At 36.1% G+C, this 13,749-nt stretch carries 12 protein-coding genes; 8 read left to right on the top strand and 4 right to left on the bottom strand.

The genetic code is table 11. From position 1 onward, the window contains the following. Positions 1-3 precede the first annotated feature (3 nt). The 4 genes from ABVM52_RS13675 to ABVM52_RS13660 are packed head-to-tail and all read right to left on the bottom strand — an operon-like array spanning position 4 to position 4,471. Positions 4-2,184 (bottom strand): B12-binding domain-containing radical SAM protein, encoded by a 2,181-nt coding sequence (locus ABVM52_RS13675; protein WP_405381418.1) that lies wholly within the window; start codon positions 2,182-2,184, stop codon positions 4-6. A 47-nt stretch (positions 2,185-2,231) separates the two neighbouring features. Further along, a complete protein-coding gene (locus ABVM52_RS13670; RefSeq protein ID WP_405381416.1) occupies positions 2,232-3,179 on the bottom strand; it encodes a tRNA dihydrouridine synthase in 948 nt (315 codons plus the stop codon). Continuing rightward, entirely contained in the window at positions 3,180-3,692 is a 513-nt protein-coding gene (locus ABVM52_RS13665; protein WP_405385135.1) for a DinB family protein, read from the bottom strand. A gap of 41 nt (positions 3,693-3,733) precedes the next feature. After that, positions 3,734-4,471 carry a CDP-alcohol phosphatidyltransferase family protein gene (locus ABVM52_RS13660; protein WP_405381414.1) on the bottom strand — a complete coding sequence of 246 codons (738 nt, stop codon included), beginning with the start codon at positions 4,469-4,471 and terminating at the stop codon, positions 3,734-3,736. A gap of 219 nt (positions 4,472-4,690) precedes the next feature. Between ABVM52_RS13660 and ABVM52_RS13655 the strand changes: the two genes are divergently transcribed. From ABVM52_RS13655 to secA, 8 genes are all read left to right on the top strand, one after another. Continuing rightward, entirely contained in the window at positions 4,691-5,878 is a 1,188-nt protein-coding gene (locus ABVM52_RS13655; protein ID WP_405381412.1) for a DUF4105 domain-containing protein, read from the top strand. A 59-nt stretch (positions 5,879-5,937) separates the two neighbouring features. Next, positions 5,938-7,809, top strand: a complete 1,872-nt coding sequence (locus ABVM52_RS13650) for an ABC-F family ATP-binding cassette domain-containing protein (RefSeq protein ID WP_405381410.1) — start codon at positions 5,938-5,940, stop codon at positions 7,807-7,809. 154 nt (positions 7,810-7,963) lie between these two features. Next, on the top strand, positions 7,964-8,221 hold the full coding sequence (locus ABVM52_RS13645; RefSeq protein WP_405381408.1) for a hypothetical protein: 258 nt from the start codon (positions 7,964-7,966) through the stop codon (positions 8,219-8,221). A gap of 123 nt (positions 8,222-8,344) precedes the next feature. After that, positions 8,345-8,839, top strand: a complete 495-nt coding sequence (locus tag ABVM52_RS13640) for a hypothetical protein (RefSeq protein ID WP_405381406.1) — start codon at positions 8,345-8,347, stop codon at positions 8,837-8,839. Between the two features lie 35 nt (positions 8,840-8,874). Further along, positions 8,875-9,021 (top strand): hypothetical protein, encoded by a 147-nt coding sequence (locus ABVM52_RS13635; protein ID WP_405381404.1) that lies wholly within the window; start codon positions 8,875-8,877, stop codon positions 9,019-9,021. 93 nt (positions 9,022-9,114) lie between these two features. Next, positions 9,115-9,690, top strand: coding sequence for a cob(I)yrinic acid a,c-diamide adenosyltransferase (locus ABVM52_RS13630; protein WP_405381402.1), 576 nt, complete (start codon positions 9,115-9,117; stop codon positions 9,688-9,690). Positions 9,691-9,825: 135 nt separating this feature from the next. Further along, the gene (locus tag ABVM52_RS13625; RefSeq protein WP_027064442.1) at positions 9,826-10,050 is read left to right on the top strand and encodes a DUF2795 domain-containing protein; all 225 of its coding nucleotides are present in this window, start codon (positions 9,826-9,828) and stop codon (positions 10,048-10,050) included. Positions 10,051-10,265: 215 nt separating this feature from the next. Continuing rightward, entirely contained in the window at positions 10,266-13,625 is a 3,360-nt protein-coding gene (gene secA / locus ABVM52_RS13620) for a preprotein translocase subunit SecA (RefSeq protein ID WP_405381400.1), read from the top strand. Positions 13,626-13,749 lie beyond the last annotated feature (124 nt).

The following is a 13,749-nucleotide window of genomic DNA, read 5'->3' as shown; positions in this document are numbered from 1 at the left end:
CACTTAGATAATTAGAAGACCATGGTCACGTAAACCAAGTACTTGTTTAGAATACCAAAACAACTCAAAATCTTCCAATTCAGTTTCGTAATCTTTTTTTAACTGAGCGAAAGTTACTGGTTTTCTAGCTGGTTTCAACTTCTCTAACGTAGACAACAACCACTCCCCTTTATCCTTATCCACAACCATTTCATATAAATCGTTCTTAGAATGAAAGTTAAATATTAGTTGTTCCCAGTGGCTACCCTTTTTCTTCTTTACACGCTCTTTTGTCATGGGCATTGGTCCTATCCAGATAATTTTTGCGGTGGGCTTTGTACTGAATACGTTTTCTTCCTGTAAACAATTATAAATATAATCCGGTGCAATATTCGTGGGCGGAATTTCAAAATCGAACCATTCCTGCAAAGGCATTTCAAACCCTATTTCATGCATAAAATTGAACAGGGATTTTTTTAACCCGTAACTGAACATTGCATGATCAATACCTGTAGTATCTACAAAATCAACATCATTATTGGCAAAGGTTATCTCTTTTAGTTTTGGCGTTACACCATATTCTTGCGGATGTAAACCAACCGGACTATGCGCTGTCAATGCAAATTGATGCCAAAAACCAGATTGGATGATTCCCAGCTCAAACAGCTGCCGTACCATTTCTAAACTATCAACGGTTTCCTGAACGGTTTGTGTAGGGTAGCCATACATTAAATAGGAATGTACCATTATATTGGCCTCGGTAAAATTGCGGGTAACTTGTGCAACCTGTTCAACCGTTACCCCTTTATCTATAAGCTGTAACAATCGGTCAGAAGCAACTTCCAATCCGCCGGAAACGGCAATACAACCAGATGCTTTTAATAAATGACAAAGGTCTTGGGTAAAGTTTTTTTCAAAACGGATATTGGTCCACCACGTAATCGTTAATTTGCGATTTAAAATTTCCAAGGCCATAGCTTTCATTAAAGACGGGGGCGCTGCCTCATCCACAAAATGAAAACCAGTATCTCCGGTTTGTGCAATTAATGTCTCAATTCTATCTACCAGCATACTGGCCGCAACGGGTTCGTATATTTTAATATAGTCCAAGGAAATATCGCAAAAGGTGCATTTACCCCAATAACATCCGTGAGCCATGGTCAATTTATTCCAACGGCCATCACTCCACAGACTATGCATGGGGTTGGCTATTTCTATGACAGAAATATACCGGTCCAGAAATAAATCTGAATAATCCGGTGTTCCTACATCTTGCTGCTTATAATCCAATTTATTACTATCGTTCTTAAAGACGACAGCATCATTTTCCAACACAAATGTTCTTTTTAACTCACCGCCACCATGAACTACATGCCCATGTATTAACTCTAAGGGAAGCTCACCATCATCCAAGGAAATAAAATCAAAAAACTGGAACACCCGTACATCCGTTACACTACGTAGTTCCGTGTTAGGAAACCCGCCACCCATGGCAACCTTTATAGTAGGGTAATTTGTTTTAATATATTGAGCACATCTAAAAGCACTGTACAAATTACCGGGAAAAGGTATAGAAAAGCACACCAAATTGGGGTTTACCAGTTTTAACCGTTCCTCTAAAATGGACAATGTCAACTCATCAATAAAAGTAGGTTTAGCTTGTAAGTTTTCATATAGCTCATTAAATGAATTGGCACTACGCCCCAACCGTTCGGCATACCTACTAAAGCCGAAATTAGGGTCTATACACTCTACAATAAAATCCGACAAATCCTCTAAATACAATGTTGCCAAATGCTTGGCCTTATCTTGCATTCCCATAGTGCCAAATGCCCATTCCAAATCGTCCAACTGTTGAAAACGAGATGCGCGAGGCAAAAAATTATCTGTACATAACTGTCTGGCCAAGGTGTCGTTTTTACCTTGTAAAAATTGTATAACGGAGTCCAACGTCTGCAAATATTCATTACGGAGTACATATATACGTTGACAATTTTCTGATACTATAGATTGTTCACGGTTTGCCTTTTCAAAAAGATGCTGAAAAGTTTTTGCATTGAACAACGCTAAAATAACCTCTATACCTAAATCCGATTGAAAAGATGTGATATTCTTTGTATTCAAAAACCCTTTAATATACGCCGTAGCTGGGTATGGAGTATTCAATTGCGTAAAAGGGGGAGTAATCAATAAAAGGTCTTGCACAAGGTGATTTTAAATGGATAGTGCAAAGATAACCGATACTGCCGTCATTATCCCACATTAAGATTTTCACGTACCGCTTGCTGATATGCCCTAGGGTTGTTGGCCTTTTTTATCCTCTTAAAAGTTTTGTGCGGATTAGAAAAAGACTGGGAAAAATATTCCCAAAAACCTTGCATTTTCATTTTTATTGGGGTTGGTCCGGATAATGCCTCATCGTATTGTCTATAAATAGTATCGTGAAATTGCGAGAATATTTCCCAACGGTCTTTTGGATATTCCGTAGTGTTATTTTTGATCATACCCGGTAAAAACGGATCGGCAATTAGTCCTCTTCCAATCATAAAATGATCAATAGAAGGAAAACGTTCTTTCATTTCCCTAAACTTGGCAACCGATGTTATATCGCCATTATAATAAAGTTTGTGGTCTGTACTATCTATACATCTTTGAAAACTTTCCAGATCAACTCCGCCTTTATATAACTGTTTTCCAATACGTGCGTGAATGGCAACATTTTTAATTGGATATTTATCCAGAATAGGAAAAACATCTAAAATCTCCGCTGCATGCTCATAGCCCATTCTCATTTTCATAGAGACCACTACATTGGTTTCTTCATGAGCGCGTTTTAAAATATGGTCAATTTTTTCTGGATTACAAATGAGTCCGCTACCCATTCCCTGTTTGGTTACCATGGGATAAGGGCAGCCCAAATTCCAGTTTAGTTCCTTATATCCCAAGCTTTGAATATACTTTACTACAAACAGAAATTCATCGGCATTGCCTGTCATCACCTGCGGAATTACCTCTAAAGTTGTATTGTTCTCTGGTTGTAAATCTTTTTGGTAAGAATTTTTAATTTTCAGTTTACCGTTTAGCCTAATATAAGGCGCATAGAAAGTATCTATACCTCCAAAATAATGATGGAAGGCGTTGCGAAACCTAAAATCTGTAAATCCTTGTAGCGGAGACGAAAGTAGTGTAATGTCTTCCAATTAAGAACGGTCTTTTAAAACACTAACCGTAACCAATAATTGCCCAATATGACGTTGGCTATGTTCCGCTGCATGAAACAACAGACCCAAAACTGTGGTAGGTAATTTTTTTCTGCCAACGCGTCTTTCTTCCAAAAGCGTATTTTCAGGTATGCTTTTAAACAACTGCAATGCTTCTTCTACCTTGTTAGAAAACTGTTCTTGCAGATCTGTTACTTCTACCTCTAAATTAAAAATTCCTTCCTGTTTTAAAAAATTAAACTGCTCCGGTGATAATGATTCGCCTTTGGCATATGTTAGCAACCGATCCAAAACTCCCGTTAAATGGTTCATATGAAAACCAACCGAAGCCCTGCCACTTGCTTTTGCCCACAGCAATTCTTTTGGAAAATTGGCCGTGTATTCTTTTAATTCCTTTTCCGATTGTAACAAAGCATGTGCCGCAGGTTGTAATGAACCAGGTACATTGGGTATAGGTCCTTTTAACCAAAATTCTAAGCTATCATCATCCATAATTTTCACGTACTATCAATTAAAATTAGCGTTGTCTATTTTTAAAATTTATCCTGTACAAAAGAACTCACTACATAAAACAAAATTATGACAGGTATAGCCATAAAATGCATAGTAACAATAAGCACAAGACTAATAATTATAAAAATATATCGCAATGCATTATCCTTAAAACTGGTGTTTTTAAACTTTAAGGCAAATAATGGCAAACTACAATTTAAGAGGTAGGCACTCACTAGCGTCAGCACAATCAAAAACCATTTATTTAGGATAATACCGTTAATGATATCATTATTTTGATACAGTAAAATTAATGGTAAGGAAAGTATAAGCAAGGCATTGGCAGGAGTTGGCAAACCTATGAAGGATGATGTTTGGTTTTCATCAATATTAAATTTTGCCAAACGATATCCGGATGCCATAGTAACTACAAAACCAAAAAAAGGAAGTAAATGCATAAATTTTACTTCTCCCGTCTCCATAAAAAAATGAGAACCATCTCCCCAACCATCGGTCTGTGACATAGCCAATAACTGAAACATTATAATGCCCGGCACCAAACCACTGGTAATCATATCTGCCAATGAATCTAGTTGCAAGCCCAATTCACTCTTTACGTTGAGGACCCTAGCGGCCAAACCATCAAAAAAATCAAAGAAAATACCCAATGCCACAAACAATGCCGCAAGTTCCAAACGGTTCATTACCGCAAAGATGGTAGCAACACAACCACAGAATACGTTTAAGAGGGTAATACTATTGGGAATATGTTTTTTCATAAGTATTTTAGTTTGGTAACCATTACAACTATACCTGAAAATTTTGGCAAGTTCAACGCCATAAAAATAACATAATTCTAATGTACCTAGAATTAAATAAAGAAAGTTAAATAATAAACACGCCCTATGACTTTTTAATGCGCAGCTAAATTATAAAAGCTTTTAGAGTTAAATCTGTTATTATTCGCATCTTTGCAGTGGCCATGTGCATGTTACGTTATGTTCAAAAAAACAGTGTTTTATTTTATCCTATTGCTAGGTACTTTTTTAGGGCAATCCCAAGAAGTACAATTATCCCCCGTATCCAAAATAAGTTTACTTACGGTGGGTACCGGAGAAGATTTAGCTGCAAAATTTGGTCATAGTGCCATACGTTTACAAGACCCTTCTATTGGTATAGATGAAGTGTATGGTTACGGCACCTATGATTTTGAGGACCCTAATTTTTACTTGAATTTTACAAGGGGCAAATTGGCCTATACCATCTCAAGAATTCCCTATTCTTATTTTAAAAGATCATATAGACAAGAAAAGAGATGGGTAAAGGAACAAGTCCTCAACTTAAATTTGGAACAACGTAATAAGATTATTGGTTTTCTGGAACACAATCTTTTACCGGAAAATAAAAGATATAAGTATGACTTTCTGTTCGATAATTGTGCAACAAGAATACCCATGGTTTTTGAAAAGACCTTGGGGAATGAACTAAACTTTGATTTTAACTACCTAGAAGAACAATTAACGTTTAGGGAATTGATCCGATTAAAGCTCAACCCTAACACATGGTCCAATTTTGGCATAGACTTGGCCTTAGGCTCCGTAATTGACCGCCAGGCCACACCCTATGAACATTTGTTCCTGCCTATATACGTATACGAACAAATGAAACATACACGTTTAAATGGCGAACCCTTTGTTAAAAAAGAAACCGTTCTCTTAAATATTCCAGAACAGAAAGACCCTTCTATATTATTATTGAGCCCTGCATTCTGGCTAGGAATACTTTTAGTAGTAGTGACCTTGATAACCTATAAAGATTATAAAAGAGGTACACGCACCAAGTGGCTAGATTTTTTTCTGTTTGCACTTACAGGATTATCTGGCATTTTAATTACTTTTCTCTGGTTTGGAACGGACCATCTGGCAACAAAAATGAATTTTAATGCATTGTGGGCATTTGCACCCAATGCAATTGTAGCCGTATATCTTCTAAAAAATAAAATTCCAAAATGGATTAAAACATACTTGATCATTATTTTGATTTTACTACTGGCATCGGTTTTAATATGGGTATTTAAAATTCAGGTTTTTTCTATTTTGATGATACTAGTGCTTACAACACTTTTTATCAGGTATTTATTCTTATTTGCATTTTTTAGATCCGTCCAAGAAACAAACAAAAAATAAAGCTTATTTAGCATATTGGTTTAAATGATGAAAAACCATTAAAAACGAACATAACATATATGAATTTACTTACCGTTGAAAATATTTCTAAATCCTATGGCGAGCTGGTCTTGTTTGATAATCTCTCTTTTGGCATCAACAAAGACCAAAAAATTGCCTTGATCGCTAAAAACGGTACAGGAAAAACATCTATATTAAACATTCTTTCAGGAGCAGATACGCCAGATACCGGACAAGTAAATTACAGAAAATCTACAAGGGTATCCTTTTTGGCACAAGAGCCGGACCTGGACCCGAACTTAAGCATTGAGGAAACCATATTTGCTTCTGACAATGAAATATTGAAAGTAATCTCTAATTATGAAAAGGCCTTGCAAAACCCAGATGACGCAGATGCCTATCAACATGCATTTGAAGCCATGGACCGTTTTGAAGCATGGGATTTTGAGACCCAATACAAACAAATACTTTCCAAACTAAAATTAGATGACCTCAACGTTAAAGTAGGTAAGCTATCCGGTGGGCAAAAAAAGCGATTGGCCTTGGCCAATGCCCTCATCAACAAACCAGACCTACTAGTCTTGGATGAACCAACAAACCATTTAGATCTTGAAATGATCGAATGGCTTGAAGAGTTTTTTGCAAAAGAAAACATGACCCTTTTTATGGTGACACACGACCGTTATTTTTTGGAGCGTGTATGTAATGAGATCATTGAACTTGAAAATGGCAAACTATACCCATATAAAGGAAACTACTCCTATTATTTAGAGAAAAAGGAAGCCCGTATAGAACAAGAAGCTACTGAACAGCATAAAACGGAGTTGTTGTTCAAAAAAGAACTGGATTGGATGAGGCGACAGCCAAAGGCACGTACCACCAAATCAAAGTCAAGAATAGACGACTTTGCAGTCATTAAAGAAAAGGCCAGTCAGCGCAGAAAGGACCATCAAGTACAGTTAGAACTTAATATGGAGCGCATAGGCAGTAAAATTTTGGAGCTTCATAAAATTTCAAAATCATACCCCAATAAACCCATTCTGGATAAATTTGAATATGTTTTTCAAAAAGGGGAACGCATTGGCATCATTGGTAAAAACGGCACGGGAAAATCTACCTTTTTAAATATTTTAACGGGTAAAGACCAACCAGATTCAGGAAAAGTAGTTGTTGGCGATACGATTAAATTTGGCTACTATACCCAAAAGGGAATTCAGATTAAAGAAGGACAAAAAGTAATTGACGTTATAAGGGAATTTGGAGATTACATACCTTTAATGAAAGGTAGACAGATTTCTGCCCAACAACTTTTAGAGCGTTTTCTGTTTGATAGAAAAAAACAATATGATTTTGTTGAGAAATTAAGTGGTGGTGAACGAAAACGATTGTATTTATGTACCGTTCTCATCCAGAATCCAAATTTTTTGATATTGGATGAGCCCACAAATGATTTGGACATTGTTACCCTGAACGTCCTAGAAAGTTTTTTAATGGATTTTCAAGGATGTTTAATGGTCGTATCACATGATCGTTACTTTATGGACAAGATCGTAGATCACCTTTTTGTATTTAGAGGTAATGCGGTCATTGAGGATTTTCCAGGAAATTATTCGGATTTTAGAACATACGAAGACAGTCAGATCCAAGAAAAAAGAGAACAAAAAGAAACAAAGAACACCACCAAGACCAATTGGAAGGATTCAAGCTCAAGTTCAAAAATTTCATACGCAGAACAGCAAGAGTTTAAAAAATTGGAGCGGGAAATTCAGAAGCTGGAAGAAAAAAAGGAGAAACTTCAAGAAAAATTCACAGACCCCTCCTTGTCTCCAGAAGATATAAAAGACCTATCCATAGCTTTAAACGAACTAACGGATGGTATAGACAAAAAAACAGAGCGTTGGTTTGAGCTTTCTGCGTTAATGGAAAGCTAAGTGTTAACTTCTACTATTGTTTATTGGTTTTACCATTTCATTAAAAAACCCACCGAACAATATTTACCATTCGTCTACAGTAAAAGGATATTCACCTAACAAGGTTAAATCTACTTTAATCATGCTGCTACCTTAGCAGTATAATTAAACGAATATGAGACTGCTTATTATTTTTACTATACTTTTTTCATCTTGTTTTTATGGTCAGGCCCAGACTACCTTGGAACATACTCCTATCAAAACAGAAACTTCAAAAGTAACTTTGGCAAAAACCACAACGGCACAAAAGACAACTCCCAAAAACCTTAAAATAAAAGCGGTTAAAATTGTAAGGTTGCACAAAAACAAGAACAATAGAATAATAAAGGCCCTAGCATTCGACATTATTACGAATAAACCAAAAATGGCCTAACAGTCCATTAACAGTTTTTACATATTCTTTCATGACAATGCTTTGTCAATACATTAATTAAACAAAATTCCTCAAATCATTTTCAGTTGACAAAGGATAGTTATTTTTGAAAAAAAATATACTTTGTTCCAATTATTTTCCTTTGTAAAATTCATTTTCAATGCTACCAATCAACATGGGGTACACTCGCCCTTTGTATATGATTATGTAACAAAATGTTTGTATAAAAAGAAGAAAATTAAGTTACCTATAAGCACTAAAATCTTAGTTAAGACCATACAATATTTTAACTATAAAGACATTAAGTTACTAACTACGGACAACGATGTAGAAAAGGATATCATTGCTAATTGTCCAAATGCTATACTTAACCAAAAAAATCCTATAGTAATTGTTGGCGCTGCAGATGATATACTATCCCATAAAATTTTGGAAAGCAAACTGCACAATAGAGCAATGCTATTTATAGATAAGATTCATAGTAGTAAAAATAACCTTGAACTATGGAATAAAATTAAGGAGCACCATCAAGTAACGGTGACAATAGATCTATTTTATTGCGGATTGGTCTTCGTAAGAAAGGAACAAGTAAAAGAACATTTTAAAATACGGATATAAACCTGTAATTTTAAACTAAATCCCATCAAAAAAAAATGAACAATACTATTTACATTATACTGGCGGTAGTATTTGCACTTTATTTGGCACTTACCATAATGAACAGGAACAAATCCAAGTCCCGTAAATCCAAAAAATTTATGGACAATTATGAACGTAAGGATAAAAACGATAAAAAGTAGATTAGTAATCCTAGGTAAACAAAAAATTCTGAGAGCAACTCAACAGCCATTGATTAATTTCAAGACCGTTATCCCCTAAAGTTTTATGATGCAATGAAGATATATACAAAAACTGGTGATGATGGCACTACTGGTCTTTTTGGTGGAACAAGGGTTCCTAAACACCATATTAGAATAGAAAGTTATGGTACCATTGATGAGCTAAACTCATGGTTGGGGCTTATACGCGATCAAGAAATAGAATCTACCATAAAGGAACAATTAATTCAAATTCAAAAAGATTTGTTCACCATTGGGGCAGTTTTAGCTACGGACCCTAATAAAGATCTATTAAAAAATGGAAAAAAAAGATTGGCTATTTCCACGATAGGCACAAAGGAAATCCAATTTTTGGAAAAGGCCATTGACGAAATAGATTTGAAATTACCGGCAATGACCCATTTTATTCTCCCAGGCGGTCACACAACCGTGTCATACTGTCATATTGCCAGAACAGTCTGCAGAAGGGCGGAAAGAATGTCCACCTTGTTATTTGAAAATGAAAAATTTGACACAACCGTACTGTCATATTTAAATAGATTATCAGATTATCTATTTGTATTGGCACGAAAATTGTCTGTAGATCATAAAGCGAATGAAATAAAATGGGTCCCTGAAAAAAAGGGCTAATAAAAAGCTAATTTATTCGTTATCAATTTATCAAAGCAAAAAATAATTGAATAAAAATTGATTTTTAGTACGAATTTCTTGGCTATCTCAATTTAAAAATTACTTTTGCAAAAATTTTAAAATCAAACAATTACTATGTATTGGACATTAGAATTAGCATCTTATTTAAGTGATGCACCTTGGCCGGCAAGTAAAGATGAGCTAATAGATTACTCTATTAGAACTGGAGCCCCTTTAGAAGTCGTAGAAAATTTACAGTCTATGGAAGAAGAAGGTGGAGAGATTTATGAATCGATAGAAGAGATTTGGCCTGACTATCCAACGGAAGAAGACTACCTCTGGAACGAGGACGAATATTAATATTCGATATCATAATAACTACAAAAAAGTCTCTTAGGAGGCTTTTTTTTTATGTAATTTTGACAGGTAGTAAGGTTATTTCATAGAAAAACAAAGACTGGAATACCTTTTGCTATTTTTCAACGTCGACATATTTGCCGACTCTATAATAAATTGAAATCTATCTTGATAAAATTAAAGCAAGTTAGGTATCATTTCTAATTCGTTTAAAACATATGAGTTTCATAAATTCTATCCTAAAGGCCTTTGTTGGTGACAAATCTCAAAAAGACGTAAAGGAACTTCAGCCTATAGTAGACCAAATAAAATCTTTTGAAGTACAATTGGAAAGTTTGAGCCATGATGAATTAAGGCAAAAAACACTGGATTTTAAAAAAATCATACAAGATTCCTATAAAGAAAAGACCGAACAGATCAATACCTTGGAAGAAGAAGTCAAGAATTCTACTGACATTGATAAAAATGAGGATATCTATGCTGAGATAGATAAACTGAAAGAAGAAGCCTACGCACTTTCCGAGGAGACGTTGAACAAAATACTTCCAGAAGCATTTGCCGTGGTCAAAGAAACGGCAAAACGTTTTGCAAATAATGAAACCATTACCGTAACTGCCTCTGAATATGATAGGACAATGTCTGGCAACAAAGGCTACGTTACCTTGGATGGCGATAATGCTGTTTGGAAAAATTCATGGGATGCCGCAGGTAAGGAAGTTACTTGGGACATGGTGCATTATGATGTACAACTCATTGGAGGTATTGCCTTGCACCAAGGTAAGATTGCAGAAATGCAAACAGGTGAAGGTAAGACCCTAGTGGCTACTTTGCCTTTATATTTAAATGCATTGAGCGGCAATGGCGCACATTTGGTAACCGTAAATGATTATTTGGCCAAAAGGGATAGTGCGTGGATGGCCCCAATTTTTGAATTTCATGGACTGTCCGTAGATTGTATAGACCACCATAGGCCAAATTCCGATGGTAGACGTGCCGCCTATAATGCAGATATTACCTATGGTACCAATAATGAATTCGGTTTTGATTATTTAAGGGACAATATGGCGCATACACCCAAAGATTTGGTGCAACGCCCCCATAATTATGCTATTGTAGATGAGGTGGATTCCGTTTTGGTAGATGACGCACGAACTCCATTAATTATCTCTGGACCGGTACCGGAAGGCGATCGTCATGAATTTAATGAGTTAAAGCCTAAGGTAAATGAAATAGTACAAAAGCAACGCCAGCATTTAACAGGTGTATTGGCAGAGGCTAAAAAACTAATTGCTGAAGGAGATACCAAGGAAGGTGGTTTTCTTTTGCTTCGCGTTTATCGTGGATTACCAAAGAACAAGGCGTTAATAAAATTCCTGAGTGAAGAAGGCGTTAAACAACTTCTTCAAAAAACAGAGAATTTTTACATGCAGGACAATAACAGGGAGATGCCAAAAGTAGATGAGGACCTGCTGTTTGTTATAGATGAAAAAAACAATCAAATTGAGTTGACCGATAAAGGTGTAGACTATCTATCCGGAGAACAGGACAGGGATTTCTTTGTCATGCCGGATATTGGTGGTGAAATTGCTAAAATAGAAAGTCAAAATCTTGATATTGAAAAAGAGGCGGAACTCAAAGAAGAACTGTTTAAAGATTTTACCGTAAAAAGCGAGCGTATACATACCATGAGCCAATTATTAAAGGCCTATACCCTATTTGAAAAGGATACGGAGTATGTAGTTATGGACAATAAGGTAATGATCGTAGATGAGCAGACCGGTCGTATTATGGATGGCCGTAGATATTCAGACGGTTTGCACCAGGCCATAGAAGCAAAGGAGAACGTAAAGATTGAAGCATTAACACAAACTTTTGCGACCGTTACCCTACAGAATTATTTTAGGATGTATAGTAAGCTTGCCGGTATGACAGGTACGGCAGTAACCGAAGCAGGAGAATTCTGGGAAATCTACAAATTGGATGTGATGGAAATTCCAACCAACAGACCCATTGCCAGAGATGACCGTAACGATTTAATTTATAAGACCAAAAGGGAAAAATACAATGCAATAATTGAAGAGGTCACCAAAATAAGCAAAGCAGGAAGACCGGTATTGATCGGTACCACATCGGTAGAAATATCAGAGTTGTTGTCTAAATTATTGAGTGTCCGTAAAGTGCCGCATAACGTATTAAATGCAAAACTACACAAGAAAGAAGCAGATGTTGTTGCAGAAGCCGGTAACGCAGGTGTTGTAACCATTGCAACCAACATGGCAGGTCGTGGTACGGATATTAAACTGTCAGATGAAGTCAAAAAAGCAGGTGGTCTAGCGATCATTGGTACAGAAAGACATGATTCTCGCCGTGTAGATAGACAGTTACGTGGTCGTTCCGGTCGTCAAGGAGATCCAGGTAGTTCACAGTTTTATGTTTCTTTGGAAGATAACCTAATGCGTTTATTTGGTTCTGATAGGGTTGCTAAAATGATGGACAAGATGGGCTTGGAAGATGGTGAAGTAATTCAGCATAGCATGATGACCAAATCTATAGAACGCGCACAGAAAAAAGTAGAAGAAAACAACTTTGGTGTACGTAAGCGTTTGTTAGAATATGATGATGTAATGAACGCCCAGCGAGAGGTGGTGTATAAAAGAAGACGTCATGCATTGCAGGGAGAGCGTTTAAAGCTGGATATTGCCAATATGATCTATGATACCTGTGAGGTAATTGTAGAAGGTAACAAGAACGCCAATGATTATAAGAATTTTGAATTTGAACTGATCAAGTATTTCTCAATGACCTCACCAATAGAGGAAACTGAGTTTGACAAGTCTGGGGCGCAGGAAATTACAGCTAAGGTATATAAGGCGGCTTACCAACATTATAACGAAAAAATGGAACGCAATGCAGCAGCCGCGTTTCCGGTAATCAAAAAAGTCCATGAGGATAATGCCAATAACTTTGAACGTATTGTAGTGCCTTTTACAGACGGCATTAAAAGTTTAAATGTTGTAACCAATCTTCAAGATGCGTATGATACCAACGGTAAGCAATTAATCACAGATTTTGAAAAAAATATATCGCTTGCTATTATCGATGATTCTTGGAAAACCCATTTACGTAAAATGGATGAATTGAAGCAATCCGTACAATTGGCCGTTCACGAACAAAAAGATCCTTTACTGATTTATAAATTTGAAGCTTTTGAACTTTTTAAATCCATGATCGAAAAAGTAAACAAAGAGGTTGTTTCCTTCTTGTTTAAAGGGGAACTGCCTTCAGAAAACACCAATGCTATACAAGAAGAGCGGAACATAAGAAAAACAGAAAATTTACAGACTACGAAAGAGGAAATTCCCAATAGTGATGAATTGGCGGCACGCAGCCGGGCAGTTGGCCAAAACCAAGGACAAAGACCTGCTGTTACCGAAACCATTACCAGGGAACAGCCAAAAATTGGCAGAAATGAACGTGTTACCATAAAAAATGTCATGAGTGGTGAAAGTAAAACTGTAAAATATAAGCAGGCAGAACCTTTGATCCAAAGTGGTTCATGGGTACTAACACAAGATTAAACCCATTTTCATACCTTTTAAAAAAAGCATTTCATTTTCATGAAATGCTTTTTTTAATGGATATTTTTCACTTTTAAAACCCAACTTGTTAAATCAGAATAATATAAAAAAAGGGTCTAAAAAA

It is taken from the genome of Maribacter sp. LLG6340-A2, assembly GCF_045057105.1.
Taxonomy (GTDB): Bacteria; Bacteroidota; Bacteroidia; order Flavobacteriales; family Flavobacteriaceae; genus Maribacter.
The sequence above is the reverse complement of the archived record's forward strand: the minus strand, read 5'-3'. Positions and strand labels throughout refer to the sequence as shown.

What these genes read in the sequence shown, in the direction of transcription:
- ABVM52_RS13665 (WP_405385135.1), bottom strand. Translation starts at nt 3,692, where the DNA reads ATGGATGATGATAGCTTAGAATTTTGGTTAAAAGGACCTATACCCAAT.
- ABVM52_RS13660 (WP_405381414.1), bottom strand. Translation starts at nt 4,471, where the DNA reads ATGAAAAAACATATTCCCAATAGTATTACCCTCTTAAACGTATTCTGT.
- ABVM52_RS13655 (WP_405381412.1), top strand. Translation starts at nt 4,691, where the DNA reads ATGTTCAAAAAAACAGTGTTTTATTTTATCCTATTGCTAGGTACTTTT.
- ABVM52_RS13650 (WP_405381410.1), top strand. Translation starts at nt 5,938, where the DNA reads ATGAATTTACTTACCGTTGAAAATATTTCTAAATCCTATGGCGAGCTG.
- ABVM52_RS13645 (WP_405381408.1), top strand. Translation starts at nt 7,964, where the DNA reads ATGAGACTGCTTATTATTTTTACTATACTTTTTTCATCTTGTTTTTAT.
- ABVM52_RS13635 (WP_405381404.1), top strand. Translation starts at nt 8,875, where the DNA reads ATGAACAATACTATTTACATTATACTGGCGGTAGTATTTGCACTTTAT.
- ABVM52_RS13630 (WP_405381402.1), top strand. Translation starts at nt 9,115, where the DNA reads ATGAAGATATATACAAAAACTGGTGATGATGGCACTACTGGTCTTTTT.
- ABVM52_RS13625 (WP_027064442.1), top strand. Translation starts at nt 9,826, where the DNA reads ATGTATTGGACATTAGAATTAGCATCTTATTTAAGTGATGCACCTTGG.
- secA (WP_405381400.1), top strand. Translation starts at nt 10,266, where the DNA reads ATGAGTTTCATAAATTCTATCCTAAAGGCCTTTGTTGGTGACAAATCT.